14 protein-coding genes and 1 pseudogene are annotated in these 17,462 nt (G+C 76.6%); 9 read left to right on the top strand and 6 right to left on the bottom strand.

Annotation, left to right across the window (positions count from 1 at the left end; genetic code table 11):
* The 6 genes from BLASA_RS00980 to BLASA_RS00955 are packed head-to-tail and all read right to left on the bottom strand — an operon-like array spanning position 1 to position 6,534.
* A complete protein-coding gene (locus BLASA_RS00980; RefSeq protein WP_014374120.1) occupies positions 1-270 on the bottom strand; it encodes an acyl carrier protein in 270 nt (89 codons plus the stop codon).
* Between the two features lie 20 nt (positions 271-290).
* Complete coding sequence (locus BLASA_RS00975; protein WP_014374119.1) at positions 291-1,856, bottom strand: class I adenylate-forming enzyme family protein; 1,566 nt, start codon at positions 1,854-1,856, stop codon at positions 291-293.
* Between the two features lie 25 nt (positions 1,857-1,881).
* On the bottom strand, positions 1,882-3,078 hold the full coding sequence (locus BLASA_RS00970; protein WP_014374118.1) for a cytochrome P450: 1,197 nt from the start codon (positions 3,076-3,078) through the stop codon (positions 1,882-1,884).
* Positions 3,075-4,430 carry a condensation domain-containing protein gene (locus BLASA_RS00965; RefSeq protein WP_014374117.1) on the bottom strand — a complete coding sequence of 452 codons (1,356 nt, stop codon included), beginning with the start codon at positions 4,428-4,430 and terminating at the stop codon, positions 3,075-3,077. The genes BLASA_RS00970 and BLASA_RS00965 overlap by 4 nt, the downstream gene beginning before the upstream one ends.
* The gene (locus tag BLASA_RS23195; protein ID WP_014374116.1) at positions 4,424-4,957 is read right to left on the bottom strand and encodes a PaaI family thioesterase; all 534 of its coding nucleotides are present in this window, start codon (positions 4,955-4,957) and stop codon (positions 4,424-4,426) included. The genes BLASA_RS00965 and BLASA_RS23195 overlap by 7 nt, the downstream gene beginning before the upstream one ends.
* On the bottom strand, positions 4,954-6,534 hold the full coding sequence (locus BLASA_RS00955; RefSeq protein ID WP_166486432.1) for a class I adenylate-forming enzyme family protein: 1,581 nt from the start codon (positions 6,532-6,534) through the stop codon (positions 4,954-4,956). Before BLASA_RS00955 ends, BLASA_RS23195 begins: the two co-directional genes overlap by 4 nt.
* 169 nt (positions 6,535-6,703) lie before the next feature.
* Here BLASA_RS00955 and BLASA_RS23190 point away from each other — a divergent pair, with 169 nt between their 5' ends.
* The 9 genes and pseudogenes from BLASA_RS23190 to hpnH all read left to right on the top strand — a co-directional run bounded on the left by BLASA_RS23190 (position 6,704) and on the right by hpnH (position 17,449).
* Entirely contained in the window at positions 6,704-7,276 is a 573-nt protein-coding gene (locus BLASA_RS23190; protein WP_014374114.1) for a hypothetical protein, read from the top strand.
* Positions 7,277-7,364: 88 nt separating this feature from the next.
* The gene (locus BLASA_RS00945) at positions 7,365-8,036 is read left to right on the top strand and encodes an O-methyltransferase (protein ID WP_014374113.1); all 672 of its coding nucleotides are present in this window, start codon (positions 7,365-7,367) and stop codon (positions 8,034-8,036) included.
* Between the two features lie 302 nt (positions 8,037-8,338).
* Positions 8,339-8,584, top strand: a pseudogene (locus BLASA_RS26465) (4'-phosphopantetheinyl transferase family protein); the annotation flags it as partial.
* Between the two features lie 269 nt (positions 8,585-8,853).
* Positions 8,854-9,597 (top strand): SDR family NAD(P)-dependent oxidoreductase, encoded by a 744-nt coding sequence (locus tag BLASA_RS00935; RefSeq protein WP_041775535.1) that lies wholly within the window; start codon positions 8,854-8,856, stop codon positions 9,595-9,597.
* A 132-nt stretch (positions 9,598-9,729) separates the two neighbouring features.
* Positions 9,730-11,499, top strand: a complete 1,770-nt coding sequence (hpnC, locus tag BLASA_RS25435; protein ID WP_014374110.1) for a squalene synthase HpnC — start codon at positions 9,730-9,732, stop codon at positions 11,497-11,499.
* Positions 11,496-12,860: a hydroxysqualene dehydroxylase HpnE gene (hpnE, locus tag BLASA_RS00925; RefSeq protein WP_014374109.1), complete on the top strand. Its 1,365-nt coding sequence runs from the start codon at positions 11,496-11,498 to the stop codon at positions 12,858-12,860. The genes hpnC and hpnE overlap by 4 nt, the downstream gene beginning before the upstream one ends.
* Positions 12,857-13,870, top strand: a complete 1,014-nt coding sequence (locus tag BLASA_RS00920) for a polyprenyl synthetase family protein (RefSeq protein ID WP_014374108.1) — start codon at positions 12,857-12,859, stop codon at positions 13,868-13,870. The genes hpnE and BLASA_RS00920 overlap by 4 nt, the downstream gene beginning before the upstream one ends.
* A gap of 1 nt (position 13,871) precedes the next feature.
* Positions 13,872-15,797: a squalene--hopene cyclase gene (gene shc / locus BLASA_RS00915; protein WP_014374107.1), complete on the top strand. Its 1,926-nt coding sequence runs from the start codon at positions 13,872-13,874 to the stop codon at positions 15,795-15,797.
* Complete coding sequence (hpnH, locus tag BLASA_RS23885; RefSeq protein ID WP_014374106.1) at positions 15,794-17,449, top strand: adenosyl-hopene transferase HpnH; 1,656 nt, start codon at positions 15,794-15,796, stop codon at positions 17,447-17,449. Before shc ends, hpnH begins: the two co-directional genes overlap by 4 nt.
* Positions 17,450-17,462: the final 13 nt, after the last annotated feature.

The following is a 17,462-nucleotide window of genomic DNA, read 5'->3' as shown; positions in this document are numbered from 1 at the left end:
TCAGCGGCCACCGTCCGCCGCCGGGGCGGCGGAGTCGTCGACGGGCGGCTCCTGGAGCGCGCGCAGGTAGAGCTCGTGCAGGCCGCCGAGGGTCTGCTCCGGCCCCACGCTGTCGTCCGCCAGGTGGACGCCGAGGTCCTCGACGGCGACCAGCGCCTCCAGCCGCTGGATCGAGTCGAGCTCGAGGTCGTCGCCCAGCCGGCTGCCCGGCCCGGCCGCGGCCAGGTCGACCTCCAGCTGTTCGCCGAGGTGGTCGCGGAACGCGGTCACCGACAGGGGTGGCCTCCTCCTCATGAACCGTTCTCCTCTCCGACGGCGACCGGTCCGCCCGCAGCCTGCTCACGTAGCAGGTTGCGGCGGATCTCGCCGTACTCGTTCACCGGCAGGGTCTCCACCACGCGCACCCGGTCCGGCTGCTTCGCCGGCGACAGGTTCGCCCGGCAGTGCCGGCGGATCTCCTCGGCGGTGACCTCCTGCCCCTCGGCGGGGACGACGAACACCCACACCTGCTGGTCGCCGCGCACGGGCACCCCGACGGCGGCGCAGCGCCGGACGGCCGGCAGCTCTGCCAGGACCCGCTCCAGCTCCTGCGGGTGCACGTTCTGCCCGCCCCGCACGATCAGGTCGTCGACCCGGCCGAGGATGCGGATGTTCCCCGATCCGTCACGGACGCCGAGGTCCCGGGTGCGGTGCCAGGGCGCATCCGCACCGGATCCGGGTGGCCGGGCCAGCAGCTCGCCGGGGGTGCCGGCGGGCACGTCCGCCCCCGACCCGTCGACGATGCGCACCTCGGTGCCGGGGAACGGACGCCCGACGGTCTCCGCCTGGGCCGTCAGGGAGTCCTCCAGCCGGGTGGCCAGCACCCCGCCGCCGAGCTCGGTGGAGCCGTACCCGACGGTCACGGCGCAGCCGAGCCGGTCGCGGGCCCGCTCGACCAGGTCCGGAGCCGTCGGCCCACCCCCGAGGCCGAGCACGAGCAGGGACCCGAGGTCGTAGCGCGACAGGTCCTCGATCCGGAGCAGCAGCTCGGCCATGGCCGGGGTGCCCGCCAGCACGTTGACCCGGTGCCGGTCGACCAGTTCCAGGACGCGGCGCGGGGAGAACCCGGCCGAGGTCACCAGGTTGTGGCCCAGCAGCAGCGATCCGGTGAGGACCTGGTGGCCGGCCATGCTCCGGAACGGGCTCACGGTGAGCCAGGTCTGCCGCCCGGCGGCGCGCAGCAGCTTGGTGCCGTGCCGCGAGGTCACCGTGGCCACCCGCCGGACCCGCTCGAGGGGGGAGCCGCTGAAGAAGGCGCCGTGCAGCCGCTGCAGGGCGATCAGCGGGCGCACCAGACCGTGGTGGGTCAGCGTCACCGGCTTCGGTGCGCCGGTGGTGCCGGAGGTGAAGAAGACGGCGGCCGGGTCGTCCCGCTGCCGTGGCGCCGGCGGGCCGGGAACCGAATCGGGTGCGCCCGGGATCTGCCACACCCCGTCCGAGAGGACGACGTCGAGCCGGCCGGCTCCGGGTCGACCGCGGTCGGCGAGGGTCGCCCGGAGCGGCAGCACCTCCTGGATCTCCCCCAGCTCGCGCTCGGTGAGACCGCCGTCGAGCGGGACCACCACACCGCCGAGCAGGATGGTGGCGAAGAAGCCCTCCACGTAGCCGGTCCCGTTCGGCAGCAGGAGCCCGACGTGGTCACCCGGGCCCACACCAGCGCCGCGCAGCCGGGCCGCCAGGTCCCCGGCCCGAGCGGTCAGCTGCTGCAGCGTCAGGACGTCGCCGTCCGCGGCCAGCCACGCGTCGCCGGATCCCTCCGTGGCGGCTCCGACCACCTCGCCGAGGGTCATCGTCGGGCGCAGGGCGACCGAGGGCACGGGCTCCTCCAGTGGTCGTGGGTGGTCAGGACAGGTGGACGAGCAGGCTCCGGGGACTCCGCAGCACCTGCCCCTCCGGTGGGGGCGAGCCCGGATCCAGGCGCAACCGCGGGAACCGGTCGAGCAGGGCACGCACGCAGGCGACGACCTCCACCCGGGCCAGCTGCCAGCCCAGGCACCGGTGCACCCCCGACCCGAAGGCCAGGTGCGCCGCAGCGCCCGGGCGGGTCGGCCGCCCGATGTCGTACCGGTCGGGGTGCGGGAAGCGACGCGGATCCCGGTTCGCCGCGCCCAGGTGGACGAGGACGGTGGCGCCGGCTGGGATCGTGGTGCTCCCGAGGGTGACCGGCTGCTCCGCCCTCCGGGAGGTCACCTGCACCGGCGACTCCCAGCGCAACGCCTCGTCGACCGCGGCCGGCAGCAGGCCGGGGTCGGCCCGCACGGCGGCCTCGGTGTCCGGATGGCCGAGCAGCGCGTAAAGGCACGTGAGGATCGCGGGGAAGGCGGTCTCCGTGCCGGCCCACACCAGGAGCAGCAGCGAGGCCACCACCTCGGCCTCCTCGAGCGGCCGGCCGTCGACGTCCACCCGGGTGAGGGCCGTGACGACGTCGTCCCCCGGGTCCGCCCGGCGGGCGCGGACGTGGTCGGTGAGGGACCGGCGCAGCGCCCGGGTGGCGCGCAGCGCCGCGCGGGGATCGGTCAGCAGGCCGGCCGCCGCCGCGGCCAGCCGGGCGACACCGACCCACTCGTCCTCGGGCAGCCCGAGCAGGCGGACGAGGACCCGCGCGGGTACCTGCCCGGCGAACGGCGAGGCCAGGTCCACCGGCCCGCCCGGCACCGCCGCCAGGTCGTCGACGCGCGCGGCCACCACCGCCTCCACCAGTTCGGCCGTCCCGGCCGAGCCCGGGTGCAGGTGCGTGCCGACGACCCGGCGCAGCGCCCGCCGCACCGTCGGAGCCGCGGTGAGCATGGAACGGCCGAGGACGGCGCCGTAGCGCTGCTCCACGACGCCGACGGAGAACCGCTCCACGTCGGTGAGCACGGCCAGCGCGTCGTCGTACCCGTACACCGCCCACACCCGCTCGGCGGTACCGAGGGCGGTCACCGGCTCCACCGGCGTCCGGGCGCGGTGTGCCGCCAGGCCTGCGTGGTGGTCGGCCGCGTCGTGCAGGTGCAGCGGGAACCAGTCGGCCGGCCGCAGGGGAACGTCCGTGGCGGTCACGACGCCCCCTCCGGCCGGCGCCGGCCCAGCGGCCGGCCCGGATCCGTGCGGCCGCGCCGCAGCACGTCCTCGAGCGTGTCGAGCGACGCGGCGACGTCGGCCCGGGACCACCGGCCGGGGTCGTACAGGACCGCGACGCCGTGCTCGGCCCCGCGCCGCTCGACGGTGAGGTCCAGGTCGATGGGCAGCGCCCACGGGTGCGGCTCGCCGTCGTCCGTGGCCGGGAAGGTGGGCAGGACCCGCCCCGGCAGCCCGGCCAGGTCCAGGTCGGTGAGGGTGAAGTACTGCACCAGGGTGGCCGGCCGGCTGCCGCGCAGCAGGCTGACGGCCAGGCGCGGCGCGGACCCGAGCAGCTCCAGGAACGGCACGCCGCGGTGGCCCATCGCGCCGAGCACGGTGCCCCGCACCGCCCCGACCGCCGCGCCCAGCGGCAGCGAGCGGTCCAGGCGCAGCCGCAGCGGCAGCGGCTCGGACAGGAAGCCGATCGTCCGCCGCGCCGCGCCGGACCGGCCGCCGTCGACGGTGAACACCGTCCCGTCGAGGGCGTCGGCGTCCCGGCCGTCGTCCAGGACGGCCCCGAGCGCGGCGAGCAGCACCATGTACGGCGACGCGCGGTGCTCGACGGTCAGCTGCAGCAGCGCGGCCGAGGCGGCCGGGTCCAGCGGCCGGGCCAGCAGTGCGGTGGCGCTCCCGGCCGTCCGCCCGGCGTCCCCGGGCAGGGCCGCCCGGCGCAGGCCGGTCAGCTCGGCCCGCCACCAGGCGTGCAGCTCCTCCGCCCCGTCGGCCGGCCGGCTCCGGCCGGCCGCCGCGAGGTCCGCGTAGCGCGGCGGCGCGGGTGGCAGCGGGTCCCCCGTTCGCAGGGCCGCGTACAGCTCGGCCGTCTCCTGCTGCAGGGCGTCCAGCGCCGCGGCATCACCGGCCCAGTGGTGCAGCCCCAGGACGAGGACCCCGCCGGTGTCACCGCGCAGCCACACCGCGCGCACCAGCGGCCCGTGCACCAGGTCGTACGGGGCCGTGCCGGCCGCGAGGACGGCGCGGCGGACGTCGTCGTCCCGCGCCCCGGCGGGCAGCCGGCCGACCGGAACCGCGACCGGTCTCGCGGGGCGGAGGTCCAGGTGCAGGTCGTCGCCGTCCCGGCGGGGCAGGGTGCGGACGGCGTCGTGCCGCTCGACGACCGCGGTCAGCGCCCGGCCCAGCAGGTCCAGGTCGGGCTCCGCGGCGAAGGCGAACGCCCGTCCGATCCCGCAGCGCGGGTCGAGGACGGTGCCGGGACGCATGCGCTCCGCCAGCCACAGCACCTCCTGCGGCCAGGACAGGAGGAGACCGGCGGCGGGCGCCGGCGCCGTCAGCACCGGGGGCCGTCCAGGCCGGTCCCGGCGACGCCACGGTGCGGCACCAGGCGCGAGGTCACGACGGCGCGGCCCACCACGCGGCCCGCGTCATCGGTGACCGCGCACTCGCTGCATGCGGTCCGGCGCCCCACCTCGAGCACCTCCGCCGTGGCCCGGACGGCCTCGCCGTCCGGCTGCGCGCGGAAGTCGATCTCGGCCCGGACGGTGACCAGCCCGTACCGGGTGACGTCGAGCGCGCCCCCCGTGGCGACCGCGACGTTGCCGGCGACGTCGACCAGCGTGGCGAGCGCGCCGCCGTGCAGCGGGCCGGCCCGGGTGCGGGTGCGCTCGGTCAGCGGCATCTCCACCACCACGGGCCGCAGCCCGGCGAGGACCAGCCCGAGGTAGTCGTGCAGCGGCAGCCGCAGGCCCTCCTGCAGCACCGCGAGGGGAACGTCGGGAAGGTCTCCCCCGGCCAGGCGCGCGGCCACGTCCCGGTCGCCGACGACCGCGGGACCACCGGTGCCGGCGGGCCGGTCCGCGGTCACCGCGGCAGGTCCGCTCGCCGGATCTTGCCGCCGGCACCGCGGGGCAGCGCGTCGAGCTGCACCACGCGGGTGGGGATCTTGTGGGCGGACAGCCGGTCCCGCAGAGCCGCGACCAGGTCGGCTCGGCGCACCGGGTGGTCGGCGACGACGTAGGCACAGACCTCCGTCCGGCCCGACTCCAGGGCAATGCCCTCGACCGCGCAGTCGGTGAGCCCCAGGGACTCCCGGCACGCGGCCTCGACCTCCCGCGGGTCCACCTTGCTGCCCCCGACGTTGAGCTGGTCGTCCAGCCGTCCGCGGAGGAGCAGGTGCCCGTCCTCCCGGACCTCGGCGAGGTCACCGGTCGCGAACCAGCCGTCCCGGAACCGGTCGGCGGTCAGCTCCGGATCGCCGGCGTAGCCGCGGGCCAGGCCCGGTGAGCGCACCAGGAGCTCGCCGGCGCCGGTCCCCCCGGGGGCGTCGTGCTCCCCGGTCAGCCGCACCTCGACCCCGGGCAGCGGCCGCCCGACCGACCCGGCGACCCCCTCGACGTTCGTGCTCACGTGGCCGGTCTCGCTGGTGCCGTAGGAGTCGGTCAGCGGCACACCCGTCCGCTCCTCCCAGACGCTGTCCAGGCCGGGCGGCAGCGGCTCACCACCGATCACCGCACGCCGCAGGGCCGGTAGCCGGGCACCGGCGGCCAGCAGGAACCGGTAGGCCAGCCCCACCCCCATCGTCAGGGTGGGCGGTTGCTCCTCGGCGGCCCGGCGCAGGCCGTCGGGGGTCAGGGGCAGCGGGGGGAGCACGACCGTCACGCCGCCGAGCAGCCCGGCCAGCAGGCCGCCCCCCAGGCCGAAGGAGAGGTGCAGCGGAGCGGTGACCAGGTAGACGTCCCCGGGGACCATGCCGACGTCCTCGGCCTGCCGGAGGCGGACCAGCAGCGTGCCGTCGGTCGGCGAGAGGACCACCTTCGGTCGCCCGGTGGAGCCGGAGGTGGCCAGGCCGTGCACGGGCCCGGCTCCCGCCAGCCGGCCGCCGGCCCGCAACTCACCGTCGAAGGCCTCCCGGGCGGCAGCCTCCTCGGCCGCCGTGGCGGCCGGGTCGAGCACCAGCACCGGCACCCCCGCGGCGAGGTCGGCGAGCACGGTCCGCACCCCGTCGACCGTGGTCGGCAGCCGCACCGCACGCGGTGCCGGCGGTTCCGCCGCCCGGGCGGCCGCGCGCTCCGTCAGCGCCGCCGCCTCCGCGTAGGAGAGCGCGCCGTCCGGCCCCACGACGGCCGGCCGGGTCGGGTCGGGCGCCGCGGCCCGGGCCAGCAGCCCGGCCAGCCCCGGCCGGTCGGGATCGGGCGCCGAAGGCGGCTGAACCAGCCGCCGCAACCCGGCGAGGGTCGGCTCGGCGTAGAAGCGCTCCACCGCGACCGTCACCCCGAACCGGGCGCGCACCCGCTCCAGCAGGATCTCGACGAGCAGGGACGAGCCGCCCAGGACGAAGAAGCCCTCCCCCTCGTCGACGTGCCCGGCCCCGAGCACGTCCTCGTAGATCGCGCGCAGCAGCACCGCTTCCGCGTGGTCCGGCTGGGCAGGGGCGCGTGTCATCGGCTCCACCGGCGACTCACCTTTCTCCTCGCTGACCTGCGCCCATGACTTGTGATCTATCCAACATCCCACGATGGTGGTGGTGCACACCACTCCGGAGGCCGTTCCCCGGTCTGCCCGCGTCGGGGGGACGCCCGGGTGCCCGATCACCCACGTGAGGAGAGTCCGTATGTTCCGCAACCCGCCCGAGGTCAACTACCGCGCCGTCCGTGACATGGGCCTGGCCGCCTGGTTCGGCAGCTCGCTGATGGGGCTGGGCGTGCTCGGCCACGCGATCCCCGATGCGATCTCCGAGATGCGCGAACGGCACCGGGTGGTCGACGCCGGGTGGAAGGGGACGCGCGGCCTGACCGCGGGCGCGGTCACCGCATACGTCGTCGGGCAGGGGCTGGTGCGGTTCGACGGCAAGCCGTTCCAGGACGGGATGCCCCGGTGGCTGACCGAGGGGCCGGAGAGCCCGCTGCGCGCCTGCCTCACCGGCACGGCCCTCGGCGCGGCGGTCGCTGCCATGCGGGCGCGGGACAAGTCGCTGAAGCAGCTGGAACAGGGCCCGGGAACCGCCGGGACTGCGGTCACGGCGGTGGCCACGACGGAGGACCCGCCTGAGGTGGCGCGGCGGGTGAAGACCGGCCGGGTGCTGCACACGATCACCGCCGCGTGCACCGGCGCGCTGATGTACTCCCACCTCAAGGAGGAGATGCAGCAGAAGTCCAAGGTCTCCGCCCGGTTCGGCCGCCGCTGACCGCGCGGCCCGTGGCCCCGACATCCCGTCGGGCGGAACCGGCCGGCCCCCCGGGCGGCGGAGCCGGCCGCGCCCGGGCGGTGGCCGGGTGACGGAGGCCCACGACCGGTCGCTCAGGATCTCCCCGACGCCGGAGGTGGTGGACTACGTGCTGACGCACAGCCTGCCGGCGCACCCCGCACAGGCGGCGCTGGCCGCGCGCACCCGGCGGCAGTACGGCGGGCTGGCCCGCATGCAGATCGCGCCCGAACAGGGCGGCCTGCTCACCGTTCTGGTGCGGCTGGTCCGGGCGACGCACGCGGTGGAGGTCGGCACCTTCACCGGCTACTCGTCGATCTCGATCGCGCGCGGACTGGAACCCGGCGGACGCCTGCTGTGCCTCGACATCAGCGAGCGCGCCACCGACATCGCCCGGGAGGCCTGGCAGGAGGCCGGCCTGGCGGACCGGGTGGACCTGCGCCTGGGCCCGGCCGCCGACACGCTGCGCGCCCTGCCGCCGGACGAGCAGTTCGACTTCTGCTTCGTCGACGCGGACAAGGCCGGGTACCCCGGCTACCTCGACGAGCTGCTGCCGCGCACCCGCGCCGGAGGGCTGCTGGCCTTCGACAACGTCCTCCTCGGCGGCGAGGTGCTCGACCCCCGGTCGCAGGGGGACGCCGCCGTGATGCGCGCCTTCAACGACCAGCTCGCGGCGGACCCACGGGTCGACGTCGCGATGATCCCGGTCGCCGACGGACTGACCCTGGCGGTCAAACGGTGAGCGCCGGTCCGGGGACCGGCCGTGGGCCGGCCTGGCCGGAACCCGGCAGCGTGCACGTCCACTGGGTGCGGCTGGACCGCCCGCTCCCGCCGCTCGGGGCACTGCTGTCCGACGGCGAGCGCCGGCGCGCCGCCGCCCACCGGCGGGCTGCCGACCGGCTGCGGAGCGCGGCCGCAGCGGCGTTGCTGCGGACCGTGGCCGGCCGGTCCCTGGGGCTGGCCCCCCGGGCGGTCGACGTCCGGCGGTCCTGCGACGGGTGCGGACAGGCACACGGGCGGCCCCGGATCGCCGGGTTTTCGAGGATGCAGCTGTCGGTGACCCACTCGGGCGGGTGCGTGGCCGTCGCCCTGGCCCTGGACATGCCGGTCGGCATCGACGTGGAATCCGTCGACATCGACCTCCCGGCCGACGAGATCTTCCGGGTGGCCGGTGAGACCGGCGCCGCCGCCCTCGCCGGCTCGGCAGCGGGCCGGGAGGCGCGGACCGACGCCGTCCGCAGGGCACTGACGCTGTGGACCCGCAAGGAGGCCGTGCTCAAGGCCACCGGTGCCGGGCTGGCCGGACGCGCTGCGTCGGTGCGCCTCGGCGGGCCCGGGTCGCGTCCCCGCGTGTCGTCCTGGCCGGCGGCTCCGGCCCTGGTGGGACAGCTTCGGCTCCGACCCCTCCAGCCACCACCGGCACACGTGGCGACCCTTGCCGTGGTCGGCCCGCCCCGCACCGTCGTCGAGCAGGACAGCACCGACCTGCTGGTCGCCGTCGCGGAGGAAGGAGCCCGCTCCCCGGTGCGGTCCGTCCCCGGCTGGGCTAGACCGGGACCGTGCAGCTCGCAGGGACCACGGTCCTCGTCACCGGCGCCTCCAGCGGGATCGGCCGCGCGGTGGCCCTCGAGCTGGGTCGGCGGCGGCCGCCCCGGCTCCTGCTCGTGGGCCGGGAGCACAGGGCGCTCACCGAGGTCGCCGACGCCACCGGCGGAACCGCGCTGGAGGCGGACCTCGCCGATCCCGCAGGGCTCACCGCCGTCGCCGCGGCCGGGGCGGCCGCCGACGTCGTGGTGCACGCCGCCGGCATCGGCTGGGCGGGTGACCTCGCCACCATGTCCGCGGAGGAGGCTCGCCGGCTCCTCGAGGTGGACCTGTGGGCCCCGATCGAGCTCACCCGGGCGATCCTGCCGGGGATGCTCGCGCGGCGACGGGGGCACCTGGTGTTCCTCGGCTCCATCGCCGGCGCGGTCGGCGTCCCCGGCGAAGCGACGTACTCGGCGGCCAAGGCCGGGATCGGGGCGTTCGCCGAGGTCGTCCGCGCGGAGACGGCCGGACGCGGCGTCGGGGTGTCGACGGTGCTGCCGGGAGTCGTGGACACGCCCTTCTTCACCCGGCGCGGCCGGCCCTACGACCGCCGGTGGCCGCGGCCGGTCCCGCCCGAGCGGGTCGCCCGGGCCGTGGTGCGCGCGATCGAGCGGAACCGCGCGGAGATGTTCGTCCCTGCCTGGCTACGGCTGCCCGCGCGCCTGCACGGGGCAGCCCCCCCGCTCTACGGTGCGCTGGCGCGACGCCTCGGCTGACCAGCGCCTGCGTCGCACCGCGAGCACGGCCGTCCGACCGCACCCGAGGCCCCCCGGCCCGGCGAAGGGAGCATCCATGAGGACGCACCACCCGACTGCCCGGTCGTGGGGCCGGCCGACCGGCGGTCACCCGTGACCGCCCAGGAGGCCGCCGTCCCGGTGCCGGCCGCGCTCCACGGCCTGGCGGAGCGGATCCACGCACGCCCGGTCCGGGAGAATTTCCCGGTGGCGCCGCCGTTCCTGCACGCGTCTCGCCGCCGGAGCCTGCAGGCGCTCTACCGGTTCGCCCGCTTCGTGGACGACGTGGGCGACGAGCCGCTGGACGAGTCGGACCGGGCCGGAGGGCGCGATGGGGCGCGGAGGACCGAGCTGCTTCAGGGGATCCGGGACGATCTCCGACGTCTACCGGTCGGCGAGGCGCGGCTGTGCCCCGTCGCCGACCTGGCCGCCACGGGACGGGCCTGGCCGGTCGCGCCACTCGACGCCCTCGTGCGGGCCAACCTCCAGGACCAGGTGGTCGACCGGTACGCGACGTTCGACGAGCTGCTCGCGTACTGCCGGCTGTCCGCGGTCCCCGTCGGAGAGCTGGTGCTGCACGTCTTCAACGCCGGCACACCAGAGCGGCTGGCCCTGGCGTCCGACGTGTGCACCGCCCTGCAGATCGTCGAGCACTGCCAGGACGTCGCCGAGGACCTGCGCCGTGGCCGGATCTACCTGCCGCTGGAGGACCTCGCCCGCTTCGGGGTCACCGAGGACGACCTTGCGGCCGGCCGGGCCGGGCCACAGGTCCGGCGGCTGCTGGCGTGCGAGGTGGACCGGGCCGAGGAGCTCCTGGACGCCGGGGCGCCGCTGGTGGCGACGCTGCCGGGTGAGGCCCGGCTGCTGACCGCCGGATTCGTGGCCGGAGGGCGGGCCGCCATCCGGGCGATCCGGGCGGCCGGCCACGACGTGCTGGCGGCTCCCCCGCGGCCCACGCGGCGGCAGATCACGGCCGAGACGATCCGGATCCTGCTGGCCCCCCGGGCCGCGGCCGGGCGCCCGCGGCGCATCGCGTCGGCCTACCGCAGGTGCGAGGAGATCACCCGGCGGGAGGCCCGCAACTTCTCCTACGGCATCCGGCTGCTGCCGACGGGCAAGCGCCGGGCGATGTCGGCGATCTACGCCTTCGCCCGCCGGGTCGACGACATCGGCGACGACACCACGCTGACCCCGGCCGAGAAGCGCCGGCTGCTGTCGGCCGTCCGCGACCAGCTGCACGCCCTCGACGACCACCGCGACGACCCGGTGAGCGTCGCGCTGCACGATGCCGCCGTCCGGATGCAGCTCCCCCTGACCGCCTTCGACGACCTGATCGACGGCGTGGAGATGGACGTCGAGGGCCGGGCGTACCGCACGATGGACGACCTGGTCGACTACTGCGAGCACGTGGCCGGATCCATCGGGCGGCTGTCCCTCGGCGTGTTCGGGACGGCGGATCCCGAGGGTGCCGCTCCGCTCGCCGACGCCCTGGGTGTGGGTCTCCAGATCACCAACATCCTCCGCGACATCCGTGAGGACCTGGGCAACGGCCGGGTCTACCTGCCCGCCGAGGACCTCGCCGCGCACGGGATCGCCCTGGTGCCCGGAGAGCTGTCGACGCTGACCGCGCACGCCGATCGGGTGCCCGTTCTGGTCCGTGCCGAGGCGGACCGGGCACGGGACTGGTACGCCACCGGGTTGCAGCTGATCCCGCTGCTCGACCGGCGGAGCGCGGCCTGCTGCCTGGCGATGTCGGGGATCTACCGGCGGCTGCTGGAGAAGATCGACGCCGCACCCGAGCAGGTGGTGCACACCCGGGTGTCCCTCCCCGTGCGCGAGAAGCTGGCGGTCGCCGTGCAGGCGCTGGCGGGGAGGGCGCCGTGAGCCACCCCCGGGTCGTCGTCGTCGGTGGCGGGCTGGCGGGTCTGACCGCGGCGCTCGAGGCGGGCGACGCCGGAGCGCAGGTCACGCTGCTGGAACGGAGCCCGCGGCTGGGCGGGGCGACCCACTCGTTCCGCCGCGGAGCCCTCGAGGTGGACAACGGTCAGCACGTGTTCCTGCGCTGCTGCACCGCCTACCGCGGCCTGCTGCGCCGCCTCGGCGTGGAGAGCGACACGGTTCTCCAGGACCGGCTGGACGTCCCGGTGGTCACCGGCTCGGGGCAGACGGCGCGGCTGCGCCGGGGTGCGCTCCCCGCTCCGCTGCACCTGGCCCGGGCGCTGGCCGGGTACCGGCTGCTGTCCCCCCGGGACCGGTCGCACGCCGTCCGTGCGGCCCTCGCCCTGGGCCGGCTGCGGACCGACGACCCGGACGTCGACGCGGTCAGCTTCGGCACCTGGCTGGCGGCGCACGGCCAGAGCCCGGCCGCCGTCGAGCGGCTGTGGGAACTGGTGACGGTGGCCACCCTCAACGCCCGGGCGGCCGACGCCTCCCTCGCCCTGGCGGCCACGGTCGTCCAGCGCGGCCTGCTCGCCGAGCGCGGGGCCGCAGACCTGGGCTACGCCACCGTGCCGCTCTCCCGGCTCCACGGAGAGCCGGCGGCACGGGCACTGGCCGCCCTGGGCGCCGACGTCCGGTGCGGCGTGAAGGTGTCCGCCGTCCGGCCGGACGGGGACGGCGGGTTCACCGTGCTGGCCGGCAGCCGGACCGGCGACGCGGCGTTCCCCGCCGATGCCGTCGTCCTCGCCGTGCCCTCCGACGCGGTCGCCGGCCTGATGCCGGCAGGCGCTCTGGCGGCGCCCGCCGCCCCCGCTGCCCTGGGCAGCGCCCCGATCGTCAACGTCCACGTCGTCTACGACCGGCCGGTGACCACCTCCCCGTTCCTCGCCGCCGTGGAGTCCCCCGTCCAGTGGGTGTTCGACCGCACGGCCGCGGCCGGGCTCGACTCCGGCCAGTACCTGGCGCTGTCCGTGTCGGCCGCCGACGCGGACATCGGCCGGCCGACCGCAGACCTGCTCGCGCAGTACCTGCCGGCGATGCACGCACTCGTCCCCGGTACCCGGACCGCGGAGGTGACGGAGGCGTTCGTCACCCGGGAGCCGGCCGCGACCTTCCGCCAGGCCCCGGGCACGCTGCAACTGCGGCCGGGCCCGCGGACGCGCCTCCCCGGCCTGGCCCTCGCCGGAGCCTGGACCCGCACCGACTGGCCCGCGACGATGGAGGGCGCGGTCCGCAGCGGCCGGGCGGCTGCACGGGCCGCCCTCCAGGACGCGCGGCCGCCGGCCCTCCTCGGAGCGCCGGGATGACCGCCACGCTGCCGCCGAACCTGCCGGCCGCGCGGACCCTCGTCGACCCGTGGCTGCGCGGGGCGGTGGCCGGCCTGGCGCCGTCCCTGCGGGAGGTGGCCGAGCACCACTTCGGCTGGCGGGATCTCGACGGCCGGGGAACGACGGCGACCGGGAAGGCGCTGCGCCCGGCGCTGACCCTGCTCGGGGCCCGAGCGGCCGGCGCCGACGAGGTGGACGCCGGCCCCGTGGCCGCGGCCGTGGAGCTGGTGCACAACTTCTCGCTGCTGCACGACGACCTGATGGACGGCGACGAGACCCGCCACCACCGCGCGACGGCCTGGGCCGCCTTCGGGCCGGCCCGGGCGATCCTGACGGGGGACGCCCTCCTGGCGCTGGCCTCCCAGCTGCTGCAGCAGCGGCCGGCCGCGTGGGCGTGGGAGGTGAGCCGCTGCCTGACGGAGGCGACCGCCGAGCTGATCAGCGGCCAGGCCGACGACCTCGCCTTCGAGCAGCGGCTGGACGTCTCCGTCGAGGAGTACCTCGCGATGGCCCGGCGCAAGACGGCGGCGCTGCTCTCCTGCTCGGTCCGTGCGGGTGCTCTGGTCGGGAGCGCACCGCCGGCCCAGGCGGCGGCGCTGGCGCGGTTCGGCACCCACCTGGGGCTGGCCTTCCAGCTCGTGGACGACCTGCTCGGGATCTGGGGCGATCCCGCGGACACGGGCAAACCCCCGCGCTCGGACCTCCGGACGCGCAAGCAGAACGGCCCCGTCGTCGCCGCGCTGGCCGCCCGGACGCCCGCGGCCGGCCGGCTCCGGTCGCTGCTCGCCACCGGCGCGCCGCAGCAGGGCGCCGACCTCGACCTCGCCGCCGACCTCGTCGAGCAGGCCGGCGGGCGGGCCTGGGCCGAGGCCGAGGCCGACCGGCACACCCGGCTGGCTCTAGAGGCCCTGGCCGACGCGGCGGTGCCGGTCGACGTCGACCGGGAGCTGACCGAGCTCGCCCTGTTCGTCACCACCAGGAGGTGCTGAGATGCCGGCCCCGTCCCCGTCCACGACGGCTCCCGGCCGCCTCGCCGCTCCCCCACGAGGGCGCGAGGGAGCGGCCGCCACGGCCCTGGCGGCCGGCCGCGACTGGCTGCTGGCCCGCCAGGAACCGGGCGGCTGGTGGCAGGGCGAGCTCGAGACCAACGTGACGATGGACGCCGAGGATCTCCTGCTCCGGGAGTTCCTGGGCATCCGCACCGACGCCGAGACGGCCGAGACCGCCGCCTGGATCCGCTCCCGGCAGCGGGACGACGGGAGCTGGGCCACGTACACCGGCGGGCCGGGCGACCTCTCCACCACCGTGGAGGCCTACGTCGCCCTCCGCCTGGCGGGGGACGACCCCGGCAGCGCGCACCTGCGCCGGGCGGCCGGGTTCGTCGTCGCGCACGGCGGGCTGGAGGCCAGCCGGGTCTTCACCCGGTTCTGGCTGGCCATGTTCGGGGAGGAGCCGTGGGCCCGGCTCCCGGTGCTGCCCCCCGAGCTGGTCCTCCTCCCCCGCCGGATGCCGCTGAACGTGTACGACTTCGCCAGCTGGGCCCGGCAGACGATCGTGCCGCTGGCCGTGGTCGGGGCGCTCCGCCCCCGTCGGCCGCTGCCGTTCGGGCTCGCCGAGCTGCGCGCCGGCGCCGCTCCGCCCGCGCGCCCCGTCTCCCCGGTCGGCCGGGCCTTCCTGGGGCTGGACCGGCTGCTGCACCGCTACGAGCGCCGCCCGCTGAAGGGCCTGCGCCGCCTGGCCCTGGCGCGGGCGGAGCGCTGGATCCTCGAGCGGCAGGAGGCCGACGGGTCGTGGGGCGGGATCCAGCCGCCCTGGGTGTACTCACTCATCGCGCTGCACCTCCTCGGCCATCCGCTCGACTCGCCCGCCGTGCAGGCCGGGCTGGCCGGGCTCGACCGGTTCACCGTCCGATCCGGCGGGCTGCGGCGCCTGGAGGCCTGCCAGTCGCCGGTCTGGGACACCGCTCTCACCGTCCTGGCGCTCACCGACGCGGGGGTGCCGGGTGACGATCCCGCGCTGCGGCGGGCGGCCGGCTGGCTGGTCGGCGAGGAGATCCGGATCCGCGGCGACTGGTCGGTCCGGAGACCCGATCTGGTACCGAGCGGCTGGGCCTTCGAGTTCGACAACGACTGGTATCCGGACGTGGACGACACCGCCGAGGTCGCCCTCGCCCTGTGCCGGACGGCGGCGGCGGAGGCCGACGGCGGACCGGCGCGGGCCGCCGTCGACCGCGGCGTGGCCTGGCTGGTGGGGATGCAGAGCCGGGACGGCGGCTGGGGGGCCTTCGACGCCGACAACACCAGCCGGCTGTGCCGCCACCTGCCGTTCCTGGACTTCGGCGAGGTCACCGACCCGCCGTCCGCCGACGTCACCGCGCACGTCGTGGAGACGCTGGCGCACACCGGCGCAGCAGGCAGCCCGGCTGCGCGCCGGGGCGTCGACTGGCTGCTGGACGCGCAGGAGCCGGACGGCTCGTGGTTCGGCCGCTGGGGGGTCAACCACGTGTACGGCACCGGGGCCGTCGTCCCGGCCCTGGTCGCCGCGGGGGTCGATCCGGGCGCCCGGCCGATCCGCCGGGCGGTGTCCTGGCTCGAGGAGCACCAGGGAGCGGACGGCGGCTGGGGCGAGGACCCCCGGTCCTACACCGACCCGGCCTGGCGGGGCCGCGGCCGGCCGACGGCGTCCCAGACGGCGTGGGCGCTGCTGGCCCTGCTCGCCGCCGGGGAACGCGGACCGGCGGTCGAGCGTGGCATCGGCTGGCTGACGGCGACGCAGCGGCCGGACGGTTCATGGGACGAGCCGGAGTTCACCGGCACCGGCTTCCCCGGCGACTTCTTCATCAACTACCACCTCTACCGGCAGGTCTTCCCGCTGATGGCGCTGGGCCGGTACCTCGGCGAGGGACGGACCCGGTGAGCGCCCCGTCCCTGCTGGTGCTGGCTCCGCTCCGGACGGAGGCGCGCGTCGTGCGCCGCGGGCTGCGCGGCACCGGGGCGGCCGGGTGGTCGGTGCGCCGCACCGGCATGGGGCCGCACCGGTCCCGGCGGGCGGCGGCGTCCGTGCGCGCCGGGCCGGACGTCGCCGTCGCGGTGGCCGGGTTCTGCGGCGCCCTGGACCCGCGGCTGCAGGTCGGCGACGTCGTCGTCGCCAGCCGGCTCGACGGGCCGTCCGGAGCCCTGCCCTGCCCGTGGGCGGAGCCGCTGCCGGCCGCGCTGGCCGAGCGGGGGCTGCGGGTGTGGCACGCGCCGATCGCCGCGGCTCCCCGCCCGGTCCTGGGCGGGGCCCGGGCCGCCGCCGCCGGGGCGGCCGCCGTCGACATGGAGTCGGCCTGGCTGGCACCCGCGGCCGGGGACCGGCCGTTCGCCGTCGTCCGGGTGGTCCTCGACGCGCCGGGAGCCGAGCTGCTGCGGCCGACGCTGCCGCGCGCCCTGCGGACCGCCACGCGGGCGCTGGCCACCGCGGCTCCCGCACTCCTCGACTGGGCGGCCGCCTGCCACGCCCGCTCGCCCCCGTATCCGGGCGCCCCCGTACCGCACTCCCCCTCCCCGAGAGATGAGCCGACCGTGCCCGTACCCCTGCGCCAGAGCGTCCGCATCGGAGCGCACCTGCTCCGGCAGCGACTGCGCGGCACCACCAAGTTCCCCCTGCTGGTGGAGCTGGAGCCGCTGTACGCCTGCAACCTCGCCTGCAACGGCTGCGGCAAGATCCAGCAGCCGCCGCACGTCCTCAAGCAGCGGATGCCGGTGCAGCAGGCGCTCGACGCGGTCGAGGAGTCGGGCTCGCCCATGGTGTCGATCGCCGGCGGTGAACCGCTCATCCACCCGGAGATCGGCGAGATGGTTCGGCAGCTGCTCGCCCGGAAGCGGTTCGTCTACCTCTGCACCAACGCCCTGCTGATGAAGAAGAAGCTCGACCAGTTCACCCCCTCGCCGTACTTCGCCTGGGTGGTGCACATCGACGGCCTGCGCGAGCGGCACGACGCCTCGGTCAGCAAGGAAGGCGTCTTCGACGAAGCGGTCGCGGCCATCCGGGAGGCCCGCGCCCGGGGCTTCCGGGTGACCACGAACACCACGTTCTTCGACACCGACACCCCGGCCACCGTCCGCGAGGTGCTCGACTTCCTCAACGACGACGTGGGCGTCGACCAGATGATGATCTCCCCCGGTTACGCGTACGAGAAGGCGCCGGACCAGGACCACTTCCTCGGCCGGAAGGCGACCACGGCGCTGTTCCGGGAGGCGTTCGCCGGCGGCAACCGGCGGCGGTGGCGGCTCAACCACTCGCCGTTGTTCCTGGATTTCCTGGAGGGCCGGGTCGACTTCGGGTGCACCGCCTGGGCCATCCCCAGCTACTCGGTCCTCGGCTGGCAGCGCCCCTGCTACCTGATGGCCGACGGTTACGTCAGCACCTACCGGGAGCTCGTGGAGACCACCGACTGGGACAGCTACGGCGCCGGCCGCGACCCGCGGTGCGCCAACTGCATGGCGCACTGCGGCTACGAGCCCAGCGCCGTCTTCGCCACCGTCGGCTCGCTCAGGCAGAGCCTCCGCGCGCTCACCAGCGCCTGACCCTCAGGAGTTC

Source organism: Blastococcus saxobsidens DD2, assembly GCF_000284015.1.
In the GTDB taxonomy this organism is placed as follows: Bacteria; Actinomycetota; Actinomycetes; order Mycobacteriales; family Geodermatophilaceae; genus Blastococcus; species Blastococcus saxobsidens_A.
Note: the sequence above shows the minus strand (reverse complement) of the source record. Positions and strands in the feature narration are given on the sequence as shown.